General features: G+C 51.6%; 13 protein-coding genes. 8 read left to right on the top strand and 5 right to left on the bottom strand.

Annotated features, from left to right (window positions below; all coding sequences use genetic code 11):
* The 4 genes from DFR42_RS27360 to DFR42_RS27340 form a co-directional block, all read left to right on the top strand.
* A partial coding sequence (locus tag DFR42_RS27360) for a beta strand repeat-containing protein (RefSeq protein WP_425450913.1) occupies positions 1-1,530 on the top strand: 1,530 nt, incomplete at its 5' end.
* Positions 1,531-1,708: 178 nt separating this feature from the next.
* Positions 1,709-2,506: a hypothetical protein gene (locus tag DFR42_RS27350; RefSeq protein ID WP_110258248.1), complete on the top strand. Its 798-nt coding sequence runs from the start codon at positions 1,709-1,711 to the stop codon at positions 2,504-2,506.
* Between the two features lie 144 nt (positions 2,507-2,650).
* The gene (gene pyrC, locus DFR42_RS27345; RefSeq protein ID WP_110258247.1) at positions 2,651-3,715 is read left to right on the top strand and encodes a dihydroorotase; all 1,065 of its coding nucleotides are present in this window, start codon (positions 2,651-2,653) and stop codon (positions 3,713-3,715) included.
* A 17-nt stretch (positions 3,716-3,732) separates the two neighbouring features.
* A complete protein-coding gene (locus DFR42_RS27340) occupies positions 3,733-4,533 on the top strand; it encodes a DUF3025 domain-containing protein (RefSeq protein ID WP_110258246.1) in 801 nt (266 codons plus the stop codon).
* A gap of 33 nt (positions 4,534-4,566) precedes the next feature.
* On the opposite strand, the gene DFR42_RS27335 is transcribed toward DFR42_RS27340, so the two are convergent.
* Positions 4,567-4,815 carry an HP1242/YdcH family protein gene (locus DFR42_RS27335; RefSeq protein ID WP_110258245.1) on the bottom strand — a complete coding sequence of 83 codons (249 nt, stop codon included), beginning with the start codon at positions 4,813-4,815 and terminating at the stop codon, positions 4,567-4,569.
* A gap of 309 nt (positions 4,816-5,124) precedes the next feature.
* On the opposite strand from DFR42_RS27335, the gene DFR42_RS27325 reads away from it, so the two are divergent.
* Positions 5,125-6,738, top strand: coding sequence for a sensor histidine kinase (locus tag DFR42_RS27325; protein WP_110258243.1), 1,614 nt, complete (start codon positions 5,125-5,127; stop codon positions 6,736-6,738).
* A gap of 39 nt (positions 6,739-6,777) precedes the next feature.
* Here DFR42_RS27325 and DFR42_RS27320 read toward each other — a convergent pair whose 3' ends face one another.
* From DFR42_RS27320 to DFR42_RS27310, 3 genes are all read right to left on the bottom strand, one after another.
* Positions 6,778-7,581: a substrate-binding periplasmic protein gene (locus DFR42_RS27320; protein WP_110258242.1), complete on the bottom strand. Its 804-nt coding sequence runs from the start codon at positions 7,579-7,581 to the stop codon at positions 6,778-6,780.
* 143 nt (positions 7,582-7,724) lie between these two features.
* On the bottom strand, positions 7,725-8,189 hold the full coding sequence (locus DFR42_RS27315) for a DUF2147 domain-containing protein (protein WP_110258241.1): 465 nt from the start codon (positions 8,187-8,189) through the stop codon (positions 7,725-7,727).
* A gap of 119 nt (positions 8,190-8,308) precedes the next feature.
* Positions 8,309-11,134: a valine--tRNA ligase gene (locus DFR42_RS27310; protein WP_110258240.1), complete on the bottom strand. Its 2,826-nt coding sequence runs from the start codon at positions 11,132-11,134 to the stop codon at positions 8,309-8,311.
* A 224-nt stretch (positions 11,135-11,358) separates the two neighbouring features.
* Between DFR42_RS27310 and DFR42_RS27305 the strand changes: the two genes are divergently transcribed.
* A complete protein-coding gene (locus DFR42_RS27305; RefSeq protein WP_110258239.1) occupies positions 11,359-13,452 on the top strand; it encodes a TonB-dependent receptor plug domain-containing protein in 2,094 nt (697 codons plus the stop codon).
* A 176-nt stretch (positions 13,453-13,628) separates the two neighbouring features.
* Here the strand turns inward: DFR42_RS27305 and DFR42_RS29045 are convergent, their stop codons facing one another.
* Complete coding sequence (locus tag DFR42_RS29045; protein ID WP_146218986.1) at positions 13,629-13,904, bottom strand: hypothetical protein; 276 nt, start codon at positions 13,902-13,904, stop codon at positions 13,629-13,631.
* 39 nt (positions 13,905-13,943) lie between these two features.
* Here DFR42_RS29045 and DFR42_RS27300 point away from each other — a divergent pair, with 39 nt between their 5' ends.
* Positions 13,944-14,960, top strand: a complete 1,017-nt coding sequence (locus tag DFR42_RS27300) for an ABC transporter substrate binding protein (protein ID WP_245937111.1) — start codon at positions 13,944-13,946, stop codon at positions 14,958-14,960.
* Positions 14,961-15,132: 172 nt separating this feature from the next.
* Complete coding sequence (locus tag DFR42_RS27295) at positions 15,133-19,686, top strand: EAL domain-containing protein (protein WP_245937110.1); 4,554 nt, start codon at positions 15,133-15,135, stop codon at positions 19,684-19,686.
* Positions 19,687-19,699 lie beyond the last annotated feature (13 nt).

Below are 19,699 nucleotides of genomic sequence, written 5' to 3'. Positions count from 1 at the left end.
ACTGGTGGTGGCGTGAACAACACGACAACATCCAATGCAGTGTCCCTGTCTGGTGGCGCAACAGTAACAACAGGTGTAGTTGGTACTAACCCAGTCAATGGTGGCGGTACAGCATTGTCCCCAACAGCACTGGTAGCTGGCCAAACATTCAATAGCACATTGAACGTGAACGACAACTTCACAGGTCTGGCTGCTACTTTGAGTGGCACAACTGTCAACGGTAATGCTGCTGACACAGATGTCATCACTCTGACTGGTGCAGCTACTCTTGCGATTGGCGACGGCACAACTGGCGGTACTATCACCAACATCAAGACTCTGAACCTGGCAAACGCAACTAACGCCATTACTTTCGGTGCAGCTACAACTGGTATTACTACAGTTAATGGCGGCACAGGTGATGACAGTGTTAACCTGACAGGTGCAGGTGCTTCCTTCACAGCTGGTAATGTGAATCTGGGTACAGGTACTAACACACTGACACTGGGCGCGTTGAGCTACACAGGTACTTTCAGTGCAGGTGCAGGTACAACAGATACATTGTCTTTGATAAACGGTACTAACATCGCTGGTGCGAACATCACTGGTTTCGAACAACTGACTCTGGCTAACAACTCTTCTGTAACGCTGACAGCTGCTCAATATGCAGCCTTCACAGGTACAGTAACAGCTGCTGGTGCAGAAACACTGACATTCACAACAGCAGGTACAGTTGCAGGTAACGCAGCAATCGAAAACTACAACCTGGCTAACGGTGTGAACACATTCACTGCAGCTGCAGGTGCAGTTTCCGTAGTTGGCGGCACTGGTAATGACACTCTGAACATCAGCGAAGCAATCTACAATGCTTCCATCGCTACTATCAACGGTGGCCTGGGTATTGATGTTCTGAATGTTGGTGCAGTAACAGCAGCAATCAACTTGAGCACAAAAACAACTGGCATCGAAACTATCAATGTAACTGGTGGTACTACAGCTGCATGGACAGTGACAAATGAAAACGGTGCTGGCGTGGTTTTGAACTTCACCAAGTCTGCTGCTACTGACATCAATAACGTTGTTCTGGGCACAGGTGGTCAGACTCTGAACATTCTGGGTGCTGGTACTGGTAACACAACGATCACTGGTGGTTCTGGTGTGGATACAATCAACCTGTCTACAACTGCAACTGGTGCTGATACTATTGCTACTGGTTCTGTTCTGGCCAATATCGATACAGTGGCAAACTTCAAAGTTGCAGGCGCTGACGTGTTCAAAACTGGCACAGCAGCAACAACATTGAACCTGTTGTCCATCGCTACTGCTGATACAGCAACTCTGGCAGCAGCAATCGCTACAGCAGCATCTGCAGCTGGCGCGGCTCTGGCAGCGAATACTCAGGCTTACGTTATCACTGTAGCCGCAGGTACAGCAGCTGGTACATATGCTTTCCAAAACATCGGTGGCACTGTAGGTACAGTTGACGCAACTGACTTTATCGTTAAACTCACTGGCGCAGGTTCCATCGTCGCTGGCGACTTCATCGCTTAATTCGGTTGGTATTAGCAGGAGGGTAATCCTCCTGTAAAGTGATAAAATCAAACAAGCCCGGCACTGCAAAGTGCCGGGCTTGTTTGTAACTGAAGTCACCATACACAGATACAATAAAATTGCTGCGTATTTGCATGTGAAGCATCACAATCACAGCACCGCCGTTCAGCGATTTCTCATGCATTTACTCCCTTCTTCATTTGCTTCAGTGATGCAGTCTTTCGTCTGCTTCATACTTGCCTGCCTGGCGCTGGTAGTTGCACCAGTTTATGGCGCTGAGAGCAAAAGGGAAGTTGATGCAAAAAAATGCAGAAAATTACTACCTGATGAATATCAATGGCAAGCACGGGACTGGTCGCATCTGCAGGTTACAGATTTGCCGCGTGCATTAAAAATTTTTCCCGAGCAGCAACCAGACTGTGCTTTGCATGCGGCAATTTGTGCTGATGCAGAAAGCAAGAAAACCATAGTGGTCGATGTGGACGTGTTTTTCAAAGACTCTGCCATTTGGAATAGACCTGAGCAACTGCCAGCCTATATGGCGCTCGTCAACCGCTACTACCAGCAGGCAAGCATTAGTTTCAATTTCAAATTTCGCCCAGCTAACGAGCTGCCAGCATGGACTGGAAATCGCCATCAGTTGACCGTGATTTTTGCTTCTGCCATGCCCAATCCGGCAGGCAAAATTGCCGATGCATTTGGTAATTTGCCAGCAGGCAAAGCGGTATTCAACGACGTGCTGATGAATAGGCAGGACAAGCATGCCAATCCCTACTTCATGATGGGGAAGCCATTGGGGCATGAGCTAGGCCATGTCCTCGGTCTGGCGCATACGCAAGACAAGGCTTTGTTGATGACGCAAGGGACTTCACCACAAAATGCGCTGGATATCCTGCCCGAACAGGCATTGATCATGCGTGTCATGGCATTGCAGCGTTTTGGTGGCAAGTTTGACACCGTTCCTGCATGTCATTAAGAAAACATGGTCTTGAAAATTTGTAGTTCTTTAAGTATTTTTCCAGACGCTTAAGCCAATGATATGTCCCTGACCTGTACTGGCAAGGGTGCTTAAGACGGGTGGAAAAGGTAAAATGCCAGTATTCCGTCACTGCGAGCTATCATGACTGCCTCTACTGCCAATATTTACCCGCAACAAATCACCATCACCCGTCCAGATGACTGGCATTTGCATGTGCGCGATGGCGCAGCACTGGCCAGCGTGTTGCCACATACGGCAGCGCAGTTTGCCCGCGCCATCATCATGCCCAACCTGAAACCGCCAGTCACAACGACAGAGCAGGCCGCTGCTTATCGCGAACGTATACTTGCTGCCCTGCCAGCAGGCATGAACTTTGAGCCGCTGATGACCCTGTACCTGACCAATAACACGCCACCAGATGAAATTCGCCGTGCCAAGGACAGTGGCTTTGTACATGCCGTGAAACTGTATCCGGCTGGTGCCACCACCAATTCTGATGCGGGTGTGACTGACCTTAAGAATTGCTACAAGACCCTGGAAACCATGCAGGAAGTTGGCATGCCCTTCCTGGTGCATGGTGAAGTGACCGATGCCGAGATCGATTTGTTTGACCGTGAAGCCGTGTTCATCGACCGCGTCATGCAACCGCTGCGCAAGGACATGCCAGAATTGAAAGTGGTGTTTGAACATATCACCACCAGTGATGCTGCTGCCTATGTGGCAGAATCCGGCGGCCCGATAGCGGCGACGATTACTGCCCATCATTTGCTGTATAACCGTAATGAGATTTTCAAAGGTGGCATACGCCCGCATTATTACTGCCTGCCAGTATTGAAACGTGAAACCCATCGCCAGGCGCTGGTAAAGGCGGCGACATCGGGCAGCAAGCGTTTTTTCCTGGGCACTGATTCTGCGCCGCATGCCAAGGGGTTGAAAGAACATGCCTGCGGTTGCGCCGGTTGCTACACCGCCCTGCACGCGATGGAATTGTATGCACAAGCTTTTGATCAGGCTGGTGCACTTGATCAGTTGGAAGCCTTTGCGAGTTTCAATGGCCCTGACTTTTATCAATTGCCACGCAATAGAGACAGCATTACGCTGGTGCGCGAAGACTGGCAAATGCCGGCAGAATTACCATTTGCCGATACCAGTATCGTGCCGCTGAACAGTGGTGAAACCCTGCACTGGAAAATGCGCGCTGCCTGAATATTGTCTGCATTTCCATGACACCACGCTTTTTTGATGGCATAGACTGGCCGCAAGCCTGGTTTGCCGCCGTGCGCGAGCAGGCCCAAGGCTTGCTCGCGGCAGATGACTGGCGCGCGCAACTCAATCTGTGTGCTGTGCAGGCAGGGCTGAGCAATCATCGTGACTTGCCGCTACGCTTTATCACACAGGAAGAACTGCCAGAGGGTGAGGCTTATGAAGCGCATATCAGCGCTACTGGACTGGTGCCCACGCGTGAGAATCTGCATGATTTTTTCAATGCCCTGGTATGGCTGACTTTTCCAGCCATCAAACGTCAGTTAAATGCCTTGCAGGCGGCGCAGATTGCAAGTCTGGGTATAGGGAAGTCACGTGGCCCTGCTCGTGACGCAGCGACTATTTTTGACGAGAATGCTGCTTTGCTGGTGCTTGCTGATACCACTGAAGGGGCAGACCTTATCGCTGCCTTGCGCGCACATGCATGGCAAGATGCCTTCGTTTTGCAGGCAGATAAATTTGGGCGCTGTGCTGAAGTCTGGTGCTTTGGCCATGCCCTGATGGAAAAACTGGTTCAGCCGTATAAGGCAATCACAGCGCATACCTGGGTAGTGATGGTGGAACCAGCGTATTTCACATGGGATGCAATTGCCAGACGTGCATATGTTGACGCTATGGTGGCGCAACAACTTGCCAGCCAGACTTTGACAACCGCAAATTACACACCTTTGCCCGTGCTTGGTTTACCAGGCTGGTGGCACCAACAGGACACTGCTTTTTATGAAGACCAGCAAGTCTTCAGGGCAAAACGCCGGAACTAAGTCCGGCGATTTTCAGAACGGCAGTTGCATCAATCAGGCCACGGCACTACTCTGCAAAATATGGAATAACTGGTCTTTCAGACTGAGGCGCAATTTCTTCAAGCCCTCCAGTGCCACATCACCTAAATGTTCCGCGCCATTTTCTGCGCGATTAATGGCTTTATCTGTTTCATCATATTCTGCAAACAGCTTGGCGAAATGGGCATTGTCAGCCTTAAGCTCATGTATGGCTTGTTTAAATTCAGGGAATTCGGTGGAAAGAGGATGGTGGTCTACTTGCATGGATGCTCCTTTGACAATAGAAGAAAAATTTTTCTTCTATTCATATTAAGCTTATAAAGTTAGCCATCCGTGATCTGCATCAAGCTAAGGAGAGACTAGCGGCCGGATTTCAGATTTGCCACAGTGAAATGCTAATCAAAGAAGGCATAATCAATTTCAGGTAGAATATTTGAGCAACGCGGAGTACCTTCAGGTATTTGCCATTGAGACTGAGGCTGCTGCTTCTTTGTAAATCAATCAGGTCTGGACCATGGTCTGGACAAATTCTGCCGTTATGGCTTTTGGCTAACACCGGGACTGACTGCAAGGATGCTCAGCAAGCACTCACCTCATCCAGTTTCTCCAGATCAGACAGCCCGTGGGCGAACGGGAACACTGTCTTTGCGCAATGCGATTGTGCTGGGTATAGGTCTGGGTATCCTTATTCCTGCCATCCTCCTGGGCACCATGCTGGCCCGCGACAGTTATGAACGTGAATTTGAAGTCCGCGTACGTGGCCCGCTCAAACAATATGCCAGTATGCTGGAGCAGACCATGCCCGTGCCATTGTGGCAAGTCGATGCCAGCAGTGCGCAAAGCTTCGTCAATTCCGTCATGCTCAATCCCGATGTTGTACGCATTGTTGTTGAAGATGCAGCCCTCGGTCGCTTTGTCCATGCCGAACAGGCCAATGTGGAAAAACGTGGCTTGCTCAGCGAAACCCGCGATATCCGCAAGGATGGTAGTGTCATCGGGCGTGTCACCATAGAAATGAGCAGTCATTTGATGGAGCAGGAATTTTTCAGGAAATTCCTTAAGGGCGGGGCTGCCATTCTGGTGCAATTGCTGATCTCATTTTTCCTGTTATGGCTCTTGTTCCAGAGGCGCATGATGCGGCCTTTGCAACAATTACAGCGTGATGTGGATAGATTGGGAGAAGGGCAACTGGCTGATGCGGTCAGTGTCGCCAGGCCAGATGAGCTTGGCAGCCTGGCACGGGGTGTGGATTCCATGCGCTTGCGTCTGGGTGAGCTGATGCATGAGCAAGCCAGCCACAATGCCACGCTGGAGCAACGGGTAGAAGACCGTACCAGGCAATTAAACTCTTCGAATCAGGAGTTGCGTACCGCTCTCGATGATCTCAATACAGCCCATGCTGAAATCCAGCGCAGTGACAGGCTTGCCGCACTGGGGTCACTGGTGGCAGGTGTTGCCCATGAACTCAATACGCCGATAGGTAACTCTGTCACCGTGGCCAGCACAATTCATGATCTGAGCCGTGAATTCAATAAAAAAATGACACTGGGGGTCACCCGTATCGCCTTGCAGAATTATGTGGAAAATAATTTGCAGGCCAGCGATATCCTCTTGCGTAACCTGCATAGTGCGGCCGAGCTGATAGGCAGCTTCAAGCGTGTGGCGGTGGACAGGACCAGTGCCCAGCGCCGCGTTTTCCTGCTTGATGAAGTGATCAGGGAAACCCTGCTGACCATAGGTGCCAGCATCAAGCGTAATGTGCATGACATACGCATGGACATCCCGCCTGAAATACGCATGGATGCCTACCCAGGATTACTGGGACAGATTATCAGCAATCTTATCAATAATGCGATCTTGCACGGCTTTGACGGTCGTGAAAATGGCATCATTGATATCCGGGCGCGGTTGCTTGACACGCAGCCAGCCACGGTTGAACTGAGTGTCAATGACAATGGCATAGGGATAGCCGAAGCCAATCTGGGGCGCATCTTTGACCCCTTCTTTACCACCAAGCTGGGGCAGGGCGGCAGTGGCCTGGGACTGAATATCGTCTACAACCTGGTCAGCGATGTGCTGGGTGGCAGCATACGCGTAGAAAGCGAGCCGGAAGTGGGTAGCAGCTTCATCATGCAATTGCCCCTGTGTGCGCCTGGTCATGAAGACACAGACGGACAATCGCTATAAGTTGAGTACGTTTAAGTGTGCTTAATGTGCTTAAGTGAGTCAGTGCGCAGTTTTTGCGACGTCTGACCAGCCTTGCGGGCAATTTACCTGCGACGACAATTTTTGATATTCACCAGATGCACGCAATTTTTTCAAACCAGCATTAAAGGCAGCAACCCGGCCAGCGCTGCTTGGCAAACCCCGTGACATCATGAGGTGAGTAGTAAAACTATCTGTCATCAGTTTTGGGTGGGCAGACAATTGCGCTGCATCACCAGGAGAGAAATTGCGGGCCAGCAAATCGCAGGTGACATTTCTTTCCATAGGGGCGACGTCTACGCGCTTTAATAACAAGAGGCGCAGGGCCGCCATATCATTGGGCAGTTTCTCCACTTTCAGTTCAGCCTTGTTGGCCATGGCCCAGATTTCTGGCGTATAGGTATAGTCTTGTATCATGGCGATACGATATGGCCGCAGGTCAGTCAGTTGCTGCCATTTGAAATCCAGGGCATTGCGGTAGACAAACACCCATTGCTCGGTGATGACATTGTCGCTCAGGAAAAAACTCGCATCATGTTCTGGCTTATGACCCCAGTAAGCTGTGCCATCCCACTTGCCAGCGCGGCTTTCTGCCAGTGCCCTGGACCATGGTAAAAAAGTAAATTCTACGCGGTAGCCTTCCAGTTCAAAGGCGCGCCTTACGATGCTCAGTGCTATGCCTTTGTCGGCGCGGCTCTCGGTGGCATAGGGGGGAAGTTCGCCTGTAGCAATTTTGAGGAGTTGAGGCTCAGGCTTTTGTGCCAGGGCAAGCCCATGTAATATCAGCAGGGCAAGTGCAAACAAGGATGTCCAGGTTTTTTTCATGACACCGCCTCATAAATAAGGGATTCAAGAGCTAATCATCTGCTTTATTCTGGTTTATGGCAAGTCGCTCGCTTGCAACAGGTTTACAAACAATAAAGGGAGCTTTCGCTCCCTTTGATCGTTTTGTTTTATGCCTTAGTCGCTTATTGCTCGCGCACCCAGGTCTGGGTACGGCCAAACATAGGTGCACCTATATAACCGCGCACATTGAGCTTCTTGTTGTTTTCTATGACGCTGAGTTTGCTGCTGTACAGCTTGCCATTGCCTGGATCAAGGATTTTGCCGCCCGTGTATTCATCACCGTCTTTTTTCAGGCCAGACAATATCGTCATGCCTATGATGGGCTGGTCTTTGTTGACGCCTTCACATTTGTCGCATTTCGGGTTTTTTTCAGCGACATCGGCTTCCAAAAACAGTTTTTCTATCTTGCCCTGCAATTCACCAGCAGTTTCGGTGATGCGTATCAGCGCCTTGGGCTTGCCTGATTTGTCGTCTATGCTTTTCCAGAGGCCGACCGGGCTTTCTTCAGCCTGTGCCAGCAAGGGCATACCTGCGAATGCGATGAATGCGGATAGTACGGATAACACAAGTGGAACTGTTTTTTTCATGCTGTCTCCAAAAGAAAAACTGAGGTCTCTGATTTATGTGATTTGATTGTACGTGGCAAAATTTTCACCACGTACAATATTTTTAGAGTACCTACTTTAACCCACGGTATTGCAACATCTTATGCTGGTGGCAGCTTACCTAACTGTTCCAGCAGTTTTTGCAGAGTGGCCTTGAAATTTGCCAGGCGTTCTCTCTCAACCGCGATGACCTGTGGAGGTGCCTTGGCGACAAAGCCTTCGTTACCCAGCTTGGTCTCCAGCTTGGTAATTTCACCTTCCAGGCGGGCGACTTCCTTGCTGATACGTGCACGTTCTGCTGCCACGTCGATTTCCACTTTCAGCATCAGCTTCGATTCGCCAACGACAGATACCGGTGCCGGTGATTCAGGCAGGGCATCAACGACAGCTACCTCAGACAGTTTCGCCAGTGCTTCCAGATAAGGGGCAAAAGACTGCAGGCGGGCCTTGTCTTCTGCGTTCGCGGCCTGCAACAACAGTGGCACGCGCTTGGCAGGGGACAATTGCATTTCACCACGCAGGTTACGGCAGGCGTCGGTCATGGCTTTCAGTGCCTGCATCCAGGCTTCTGCTGCAGTGTCGACGTTTTCTGCGACAAATAGCGGGTAAGGCTGGATCATGATGCTGTCGCCAGCCGGGTTCAAAGTCTTGCCTGCCAGCGGAGCCACGGTTTGCCACAAGGCTTCGGTAACGAAAGGAATAATAGGATGAGCCAGGCGCAAGATCACTTCCAGCACGCGCAATAAAGTGCGGCGGGTCGCACGCTGTTGCGCTTCTGTACCATGCTGTATCTGAACCTTGGCTACTTCCAGATACCAGTCGCAATATTCATCCCAGACAAACTTGTAGATGGCAGAAGCGATATTGTCGAAACGGTAATCAGCAAAGCCTTTTTCTATTTCTGCCTCTGCATGTTGCAGGGTAGAGATGATCCATTTGTCAGCTTGCGAATATTCCAGATCTGCTGCCGTGACATCTGCACCAAAACCGCAATCCTTGTCTTCGGTATTCATCAAGACGAAGCGGGTTGCATTCCACAGCTTATTGCAGAAATTGCGGTAGCCTTCGCAACGACCCAGATCAAAATTGATATTGCGGCCCAGTGAAGCATAGCTGGCCATGGTGAAACGCAAGGCGTCTGTACCATAGGCCGGGATGCCATCGGCAAATTCCTTGCGCGTGGCTTTTTCTATGCTGGCTGCCTGTTTAGGGTTCATCAGGCCAGCAGTACGTTTCGCTACCAGTCCATCAACACTGATACCGTCGATGAGATCGATAGGGTCCAGGGTGTTACCTTTGGACTTGGACATTTTCTGGCCGCTGGAATCGCGTACCAGGCCGTGTACATACACGGTATTGAAAGGCACCTTGCCGGTGAAGTGCGTGGTCATCATGACCATGCGCGCTACCCAGAAGAAAATGATGTCAAAGCCAGTAACCAGTACCGAGGATGGCAGGAAATGTTTGATATCCGGTGTTTCTTCCGGCCAGCCCATAGTAGAGAAAGGCACCAGTGCAGACGAGAACCAGGTATCGAGCACATCATCATCACGCTTCAATGCGCCGGTGTAACCAGCGGCAACTGCCTTGGCTTTGGCACCAGCTTCATCATGCGCCACAAAGATTTCGCCATTATCGCCATACCATGCCGGGATCTGATGGCCCCACCACAATTGGCGTGAGATACACCAGTCCTGGATATTGGTCAGCCACTGGTTGTAAGTGGTGGTCCAGTTTTCCGGGATGAATTTGATTTCACCATCAGCGACTTTTTCCAGTGCCACTTCAGCGATGGACTTGCCTGGGAAGTGCGTGCCGTCCGGTGCTGGTTTGCTCATGGCCATGAACCACTGGTCAGTCAGCATGGGTTCAATAACCACATTAGTGCGGTCGCCACGTGGCACCATCAGTTTGTGTGGTTTTACCGATTCCAGCAAACCTTGCGCATCGAGGTCAGCGACGATTTGCTTGCGGGCGACGAAACGGTCCATACCTTGATACACGGCAGGGCCGTTTTCATTGATTTTGGCATCCAGAGTGAAAATGCAGATCATCTCCAGTTTATGACGCTGGCCAACGGCATAATCGTTCAAGTCATGCGCAGGCGTGATCTTCACGCAGCCAGTACCAAATTCCTTGTCGACATAACTATCGGCAATCACCGGGATTTCGCGGTCTGTCAGTGGCAGCTTGAGCATTTTGCCAACCAGGTGGACATAACGTTCATCCGTTGGGTCTACCGCCACGGCCACGTCACCCAGCAGGGTTTCAGGGCGTGTCGTCGCTACCGTCAGGTGGCCGGAGCCATCTGCAAACGGGTAACGGATATGCCACATGGAGCCATCTTCTTCTTCCGATACCACTTCCAGGTCAGATACGGCAGTACCCAGAACAGGATCCCAGTTGACTAGGCGCTTGCCGCGATAGATCAGGCCTTGTTCTACCAGTTTGACAAAGACATCGGTGACGCTCTTCGAGCGTTCGGCATCCATGGTGAAATATTCACGGTCCCAGTCGGCAGAGGCACCCATGCGGCGCATCTGGCCGGTGATGGTGGAGCCGGATTTTTCTTTCCATTCCCAGACTTTTTCCAGGAATTTTTCACGGCCCAGATCATGGCGCGAAATCTTTTGTGCATCCAGCTGGCGTTCCACCACGATTTGCGTGGCGATACCGGCATGGTCAGTGCCCGGCACCCAGGCCGTATTGTGACCGCGCATGCGGTAGTAGCGCGTCAGGCCATCCATGATGGTCTGGTTGAAGGCATGGCCCATGTGCAGCGTGCCTGTCACATTTGGCGGCGGCAGCTGTATCGAGAACGAGGGTTTGCCTTCATCCATGGTGGCGGCAAAATATCCACGTTTTTCCCACTCGCCACGCCAGGATTGTTCGATTTCTGCGGGCTCAAAAGACTTGGCTAATTCCATAATATGATCTGCGGTGATTGCTAAACCTTTGATTATAAATGAGGAAAGTGCAGAAGGAGGTTTTTCCTGCTGCGGCCTGTCATTTAATTATTTTAAAGTTAATAAATATTTTAAATCTTGTCAGAAGCTGACTGCATTGTGACAAATGCCCCATTGCCCTGATGCATCTTGCTGTTGTTGCCTGAAAGATTGGATTAATATGTTTGTAAACCCCTGGGGACATGATGAGACGTCTTATCACTACGGTATATGCCCTGAATTTTGCCTTCCTGCTACTGGCCCAGCCACAGCTGGCGAGGGCGGATGAGCCTCAGTATGAAGACGATCTGGCCCTGGTGTATGGTGATAAATCTGTCATCAGTGTGGCCACTGGTTCGGCGCTGCCTTTGCGCCGTGCACCTGCTGTAGCCACGGTCATTACCGCTGCCGACATCCAGGCAACCGGCGCTACCAGTCTTGACGGCATACTGGAAACCGTACCCGGCTTGCACGTAGGCCGCTCTACAGTCATGAATCTGGCCATTTACACTATACGCGGTGTGCGCAGCGCACTCAGTAATCCACAAGTGCTGCTCCTTATCAACGGTACACCAGTGACCAATGCCTATACTGGTGACCGCGGTCTGATCTCTGCCGACATGCCCCTGGAAAATATCGCCAGGATAGAAGTTATTCGTGGGCCGGGATCTGCCCTGTATGGCGCAGATGCTTTTTCGGGAGTGATCAATATAGTCACTAAAACTGCCAAAGAGCAGGACGGCACGCGCTTTGGTGTCAGGCTGGGATCGTTCAACAGCCGTGATGCCTGGGTTTTACATGGCGGCAAATGGGGCAATATTGATGTTGCCGCGTCTTTACAACATAGCCGCACTGCGGGGCCGCACGCTGTGGTGGAGCGCGATGCGCAAAGCGGGCTGGATCAATTATTTGGCACCCATGCCTCTCTGGCACCGGGTTATCAAAATTTAGGCCGTGCTGCTACGGATGGCAATCTGGAACTCAGTTATGAAAAATGGAATCTGCATCTGGGTTTCATGCATCGGGAAAACATTGGTACCGGCCCTGGCATAGGTCAGGCCCTGGACCCCAGCGGCTGGGGCAGCAGTCGCCGCTTTGTCAGTGACTTGAAATACAAAGACCCGGATTTTGCCAAAGACTGGGGCCTGGAGTTGAATGGCAGTTTTACTTATTACAATGAAAATGCCAGCGTCTCCATCTTTCCTGCAGGCGCTTTTGGTGGTGCCTTTAAAGACGGATTTATTGGCAGCCCCTTTCGCTGGGAAAGACATGAAAGACTCAATGCCACCCTGCATTACAGTGGTTTCGCCCAGCATCATGTGCGACTGGGCATGGGGGTATCGAAAGAAGACTTATACAAGATACGCGAAACCAAGAACTTCAACCCTGATAATTCACCCATCAATGTTGGTGCGTTTTCTGATCTGACAGATGTTACAGACACTGTCCCATACATACGACCGCATAGCCGCATAGTAAAGTATGTCTATGTGCAGGATGAATGGCAATTTGCCAAGGACTGGACCCTGACTGCCGGCCTGCGGCGCGACCAGTATTCTGATTTTGGAAATACTACCAATCCCCGGCTGGCCCTGGTATGGGAAGTTGATTACAACCTGACTGCCAAATTATTGTATGGCAGCGCTTTTCGTGCCCCTGCATTTGAAGAGCTGTATGTCATCAATAACCCGGTCGTGAATGGCAACCCGGCGCTGAAAGCAGAAAAAATGCGTACTACTGAACTGGCGCTGAGCTGGCAGCCGCAGCCAGGTCTGCAACTGGGCTTGAATCTCTTTCGCTATCAAATGTCGGACATCATCAGGGTCAGCAATAGTTTTTTGAATGAGAATGGTGGCAGTCAGAGTGGCCGTGGCCTTGAACTGGAAGCCAGCTGGGATGCCAGCCGCAGCCTGCGTCTGTCAGGCAATATTGCTTACCAGCGTGCGATTGACGATATAACACAAAAAGACCCTGGTCTGACACCGCGCCGCCACGCCTACCTGCGTGCTGACTGGCATACCCCGGCAGGATTGCTGCTCAATGCACAGGTCAATCATGTCGCTGACCGTCAGCGCGAACCAGCAGACCCTCGTCCAAAGATCAAGGATTACACCACCCTGGACCTGACGATAGGCAGCAATAGAAAATATGCCGGCTGGGACTGGACTTTGTCGGTGCGCAATCTCTTCAATGCCGATGTGCGCGAGCCCAGCTTTTACAGCACACCTTTTGTGAATTTACCAAATGACATTGCCATGGGTGGACGCTCAGTATTTCTGCAGTTTGGCTACAAGTTGTAAAAATGCGTCATGTTCAAAATAGAGTGTCTTGAGTAGCTTTGATAAAGGATCAGGATATGCGGCGATTTTGATATGGGGGCTCAAGTAAATCTGTTAATGTTGATGGCTAAGCTTCGCGTTCCTGAGATATTGGCACGTTTGCAAATCAGGAAGCCGGGCAAGCCAGAATACAGTTATTAAGAAAGCCATGAAAAATCAATGGCAAGCCTGTCAATAAAGTAAAAATAAAGCAAGAGCAAAACAAAGCAAAATAATTGAGACTGCAGGGTGCATGGCATCCGGTAGCCAAAGTCTAAGAAGGAATGAAACACTTGATGGTGGGAACCAGCTCCTCCCTTGTATCCAGACTCTCTGCTGATGGTATTAGTCAAAAAACTGACCAGAGGCGGGAAGTGTTTCTCCACGTCTGCTACTTTGTATTCATGTTGTTTTGCTGCTTGTTGCAGGCGCATCCGGCACAAGCTCAGCAAGCCTATCAAACACGCAGCGCAATGGGCATCGCTGATCTCGCCATGTTGCAAAATCAGGCACCACGCGTGCAAACCCCTGCCATGGCGCAGGATTTACGCATAGGCCGCCAGTATGGTGAATACCTGGTATTTGCTGATGCCGCAGGCCAGACCAGGCGCCAGGACGCCAGTGGTGGCGGTAGCCTCGCCGTGCTGTATCCCGATATGGGCGAACCATACCGCAGCATCTTTGCCAAGATCATTGAAGGCATAGAAAATAAATCACGCCTGCCCGTGATCAGCATCGCTATCGGGCAAAAGCTTGAAGCTGGTGAATTGAATGCGCAATTGAAACGCAGTGGTGTCAGGGTGGTCATTGCACTGGGGCGACAGGGTGTCAAGCTGGCAAATAGCCTGGACCGTGAAATTGCCGTAGTTGTTGGTGGTGTACTGAATATTCCTGAAAGCGAAAGCCGCAGCATGACAGGCGTCAGCCTCATGCCAGATCCGGTTTTACTGTTTTCACGTTTGAAAAGCCTGCTGCCAAATGTCAAAAGAGTCATCGTCGTGTATGACCCCAAAAATAATGAATCATTGATCAAACTCGCCCGCGATGCCGCCAAACAGCAAGGCCTGGAACTTGTGACCTATGAAGCCAGGGACCTGGCCAGTGCAGCCCATCAGTACGAGGCTGCCTTTGCCAGTGCTGACAAGCGTGACGCCCTGTGGTTGCCACAAGACGCCACGACAGTGGAAGAGGGCAGTATCCTGCCGCTAGTCTTGCGTGAGTCCTGGAGCCGTGGCATCCCCTTCTTTTCCAGTAGTTTCCTGCATGCCAAAAAAGGCGCATTGTTTGCCCTGTACCCGAATAATCTGGAACTCGGTCACAGTCTGGCCATGGCCGCGCAGAGTGCCTTGAGCGGAGAAGGCCGTAAATCCGGCGTATCCTTATTGCGTGAAGTGTTGGTGGCCGTGAATTTACGCACGGCCAGTCATATAGGTTTGAACATTGATTATCAAAGCCAGCGAAGTTTCGATTCGATTTTTCCTGAGCCTTGAATGATTGCGCTGCAGCCCGGAGTTGAACTGGTCTGCATATGCAGAAGCATACAAGCCAAGCATGGCAGGCATAGCTCAGCTATGACTACATGATCTTGAATATTTTGAGACATATTGCTGTTTGCCGTTGCGGTATTGCCGGTAGATGGCGCTAAGTAAATTTGGTTCAAGCATGAAGTTTTTCAGCAATTATTTTCGCCGTACTGGTTTCAGCCGCCAATTGACCGTCATTATTACTGTGGCTATTCTGGTATTGGCGCTGTTTTCCTCCATCATGAACTCATGGCAGGCCAGCCACCGTATGCGTGCTTACTTCGTGGTGCAGGGCCAGCAAGTGGCTGAAAACCTGGCAAGACAAAGCCGCCTGGCGCTGTTGTACCACTCGGCTGACAATGCCAGGGAAGTCGTGGCCACCACACTGGCATTTCCCGATGTCTTGCAAGTTGAAATTGCCAATGCCGAACACAAAGTATTGCTGTCACAAAGCAAGCCCGGGGTTAATCTGCCACGCCTGCAAACCCAGCCTGGCGCACACTTGTCCAGCGCCAGACTTGAAAACGAAAGTGATCAGGACTGGCGTTTCAGCGCCCCCGTGTTTGGTGGCGAAACCGAAGCCTCCCCCTTTGAAGTGCAGGAAAGCAAACCACAGTTGCTGGGCTATGTCCATGTAGTCGTCGGCAAGACTACTCTGGACAAACTCGTCATGTCCTTATTGTTTGGCAATCTCGGCATTACCCTGTCATTTGCGCTGATCCTGCTGGCTGTGATACGCCTGATGTCACGCCAGATGATACGTCCGCTGAACCAATTGTCTTCTCTCATGGGCAGGGCCGAGGCGGGTGAATCCGGCATGCGTGCTACTCCCGATGGCTCAAAAGACATCATAGAAATGGCGCATGCCTTCAACCAGATGATGGCCGTACTGGAAGAGCGCGAGTCAGAACTCAAGCAGTCGCGCGACCAGGCGCTGCATACCGCCATCATGAAAGCGCAGTTTGCTGCCACCGTCAGCCATGAAGTACGTACACCCTTGAATGGCGTGGTCGGCATGCTCGATATGCTGAAAGAAATGCGCCTGACCAAACACCAGCGCGAGTGCGTGGATGTGGCCTGGAACTCCTCCCAGGCCTTGATAGAACTGATCAATGACATCCTGGATTTTTCCAAGATGGAAGCCGGCAAGGTCGAAGTCGAGGAAATTGAATTCGATCTCAATAAACTGCTGGCAGAAGTACTGCAGTTATTGTCCAAGCAAGCCCAGCATAAAGGTCTGGAACTTGCTTATCTGATCGCCGACGACGTGCCGCTGCGTATCAAGAGCGACCCTTTGCGCCTGCGCCAGATACTCATCAACCTGATTGGCAATGCCGTCAAGTTTACCGAGCGCGGTGAAGTGGCTATACGCGTGGTGCTGGCTCAGCACGCTGATCATGAGCAGGCTGACAGTATGCTCAAACTGCGTTTTGACGTCAGTGATACCGGCATAGGCATGTCGGCAGATGCGGTGGCGAACGTGTTTGAATCCTTCGCCCAGGCAGACCGTTCAACCACCCGCAAATATGGTGGCACTGGTCTGGGGCTGGCGATTTGCAAGCAATTGGTGGCGCTCTTGCATGGTGAAATCGGTGTCAGCAGCATACCTGAACAGGGCAGTAATTTTTATTTCAGCATGCAATGTCGTGCCGTTGCTTCAGAAAATAAGGCCGAAAATAAGACAGAAAATACTGCAGAAAAAACAGACTTGCTCAGCAGTGATTTGCAGGATGAGCGTATCCTCATCGTCGACCCCAGCGAAATCCTGCGTCATTTCCTCATGCAAAATCTGTCGCGCCACGGCATCCTGTGTCGTGCTGTCCCTGATGGCGTGCAAGCCCTGATATTGCTGGACCAGGCTGCCAGAGATGGCACGCCGCACTCACTGGTCATCCTGGATGTGGGCAGCATGGACGACAATGGCGAAGAACTCGCAAGACGTCTGCGCAATGACCATCGCTATAGCGGTATTCGCACCCTCGCGCTTGACCGCTATGGTAGCACCGGAGAAAGTAATCCCTCGTCTGCCGACATCTGCCTGGGCAAGCCCGTGCATATGGACAGGCTGCTGGAAGCCCTGCGTCATTTATTACTTACCACGGTCAACTTGCAGACATCAACGGCAGCGACACTGCCTGCCCCCATGCAGGCAAGGGCAACGGAAGTGGCACGTCATCCCGGACATGGCAATCAGGGAGAATGGCGTGTGCTGGTGGTTGAAGACAATCGCACCAACCAGATGGTGGCGGCAGGCATGCTCTCGCTGTCTTCCTGCCATTGCGAGTTTGCCGGCAATGGCAAGGAAGCAGTAGAAGCGGCGCGGCGCAATCGCTACGACCTGATACTGATGGATTGCAGCATGCCCGAAATGGATGGCTATGAAGCCACCGTGCGCATACGCAGTTATGAAGATGGCCTGGGCCGCCGTACGCCCATCGTCGCCATGACCGCCAATACCCAGCGCGGCGATGCTGAAAAATGCCTGGCAATCGGTATGGATGATTATCTGGCCAAGCCCATCACCCTGGTAGAGTTGCGCCAGAAACTGGAACGCTGGCTGACTCATGGTGGAGCCGCTGGCCGTGCGGTGCCAGCAGACGGACACTTGCAGGCATTGGATAGTCATCCGCTGGACCGTGCAGTCTTTGATAAATTGCGCGACATACTTGGCCCTGGTTTGCAGCAGACAGTATCGCTGTTCCTGGAAGATACTCCTGTCTATCTTGAGCAATTGAACCAAGGTTTGCAACAGGGCGATGCCGAGGTAGTGCGTGCCATGGCGCATTCCATCAAGGGCAGCAGCGGCAATCTTGGTGCCACCAATCTTTTGCAGTTTGCCAAGGAAGTCGAGCAACTGGCGCTGGAAAGACATCTGGCAGAAATCCCGCCGCTGTTGAATAGCCTGCATCAGGCGTATGAAGCAGTCGCGACTGAACTGGGTAATGAAATTTTCCTCGAAGACCATGAAGCAGTCAGCCATAGTCGCCAGGTGGCCAAGGTATTGGTAGTCGATGATGACCGCAGCACCCGCAGCACCTTGCGCCATACCCTGCAAAGAGATGGCTTTAAAGTCGAAGAAGCTGCCGATGGATCACAAGCCCTGCTGATGCTCAAACGCATGCGGCCCGACGTCATCCTCATGGATGCTGTCATGCCCGTCATGGATGGTTTTACAGCCTGCAGCCTGATACAGGAAATGCCGCGTGGCCGCAGCATACCGGTGTTGATGATTACTGCACTTGAAGACAATAGCTCGGTAGAACGAGCCTTTGCTGCAGGTGCCTGCGACTATATTCCCAAACCCATCCACTTTGCCGTATTGTCGCAACGCGTGCGCCGTATCATCGAAGCCAACCAGGCAGAGAAGCGCATACGCCATCTGGCTTTCAATGATGTGCTGACGGGTTTGCCAAACCGTACACAGTTCCTTGATCAACTGGGACGCAGGCTGGCCCTTGCCAAGGAAAATGTAGAGGCGGTGGCCGTGCTGTTCCTTGATCTGGACAGGTTCAAGAACGTCAATGACACTCTGGGCCATGACGTTGGTGACCGCTTGCTGATTGCAGTCGCCCAGCGCATACGCCGCAGCGTACGCAATGCCGATTGTGTGGCACGTCTGGGTGGTGATGAATTTACCGTGGTGCTGAGCGAACTGGCAGATCCTGCCGCCGCTGCATCGGCTGCGCAAAATATTTGCCGCACCCTGGCCAAGCCTTTCCAGATCGACAGTCATGATATTTTTGTGACTGCCAGTATCGGTATTTCTGTTTATCCCAATGATGGCACCGACGTCGGTACACTGGTCAAACATGCCGATACTGCCATGTACAGGGCGAAGAAAACTAATACTGACTTCCAGTTTTTTGAAGCAGCAATGGAGCATTCAATTTCTGAACGCGTGCGTCTGGAAAATGATTTGCGCCGCGCGCTGGAGCGCAATGAGCTGGCAGTGTTTTACCAGCCCCAGGCGCGCATGGATAATGGTGAGATCATCGGCATGGAAGCCCTGGTGCGCTGGTTCCATCCTACCCGCGGCATGGTGTCGCCGCTGGAATTCATCCCCATGGCAGAAGAAACCGGCCTTATCATCGCGCTGGGCGAGTGGGTATTGCGTACCGCCTGCGCGCAAATGCGCAACTGGAAGGATAAGGGTCTGGGGCATTTACGGGTTGCGGTGAATTTATCGGTCAGCCAGTTACTCGAAAAAGATTTCGCCAGCACGGTAGAGCAGGTGCTGATAGACACAGGTTTGCCAGCAAAAATGCTGGAACTCGAAATTACCGAAAGCACCCTGATGGAACATGCGCAAGATACCCTGGCGGTGCTGGACCGCTTGCGCAGTCTGGGTGTCAGGCTCACTATCGATGATTTTGGAACGGGTTATTCATCGCTGTCGTATTTGAAGCGCTTCCCCGTCGACATCATCAAGATTGATCGCTCCTTTGTACGTGATATTCCCGGTGATGCCGATGATGCTGCCATCGTTACCGGCATCATCGCACTGGCCCATAGCTTGCGCCTGGAAGTGGTGGCCGAGGGAGTGGAAACCCGCGAACAACTTGAGTTCTTGCGGTCTAAATCCTGCGACATCCTGCAAGGTTTTTATTTGAGCAAACCTATACCGGCGCAGCAGCTGGAAGATGAAATCCTGAGTCAGGCAGGCAGTGTATTTCTGGATCAGCAAGGCAAATAAAAAAGATGGACTA

Origin of the sequence: Undibacterium pigrum (genome assembly GCF_003201815.1) — a bacterium.
Lineage (GTDB): Bacteria > Pseudomonadota > Gammaproteobacteria > Burkholderiales > Burkholderiaceae_D > Undibacterium > Undibacterium pigrum.
This window is presented reverse-complemented; position numbering and strand designations above follow the sequence as displayed.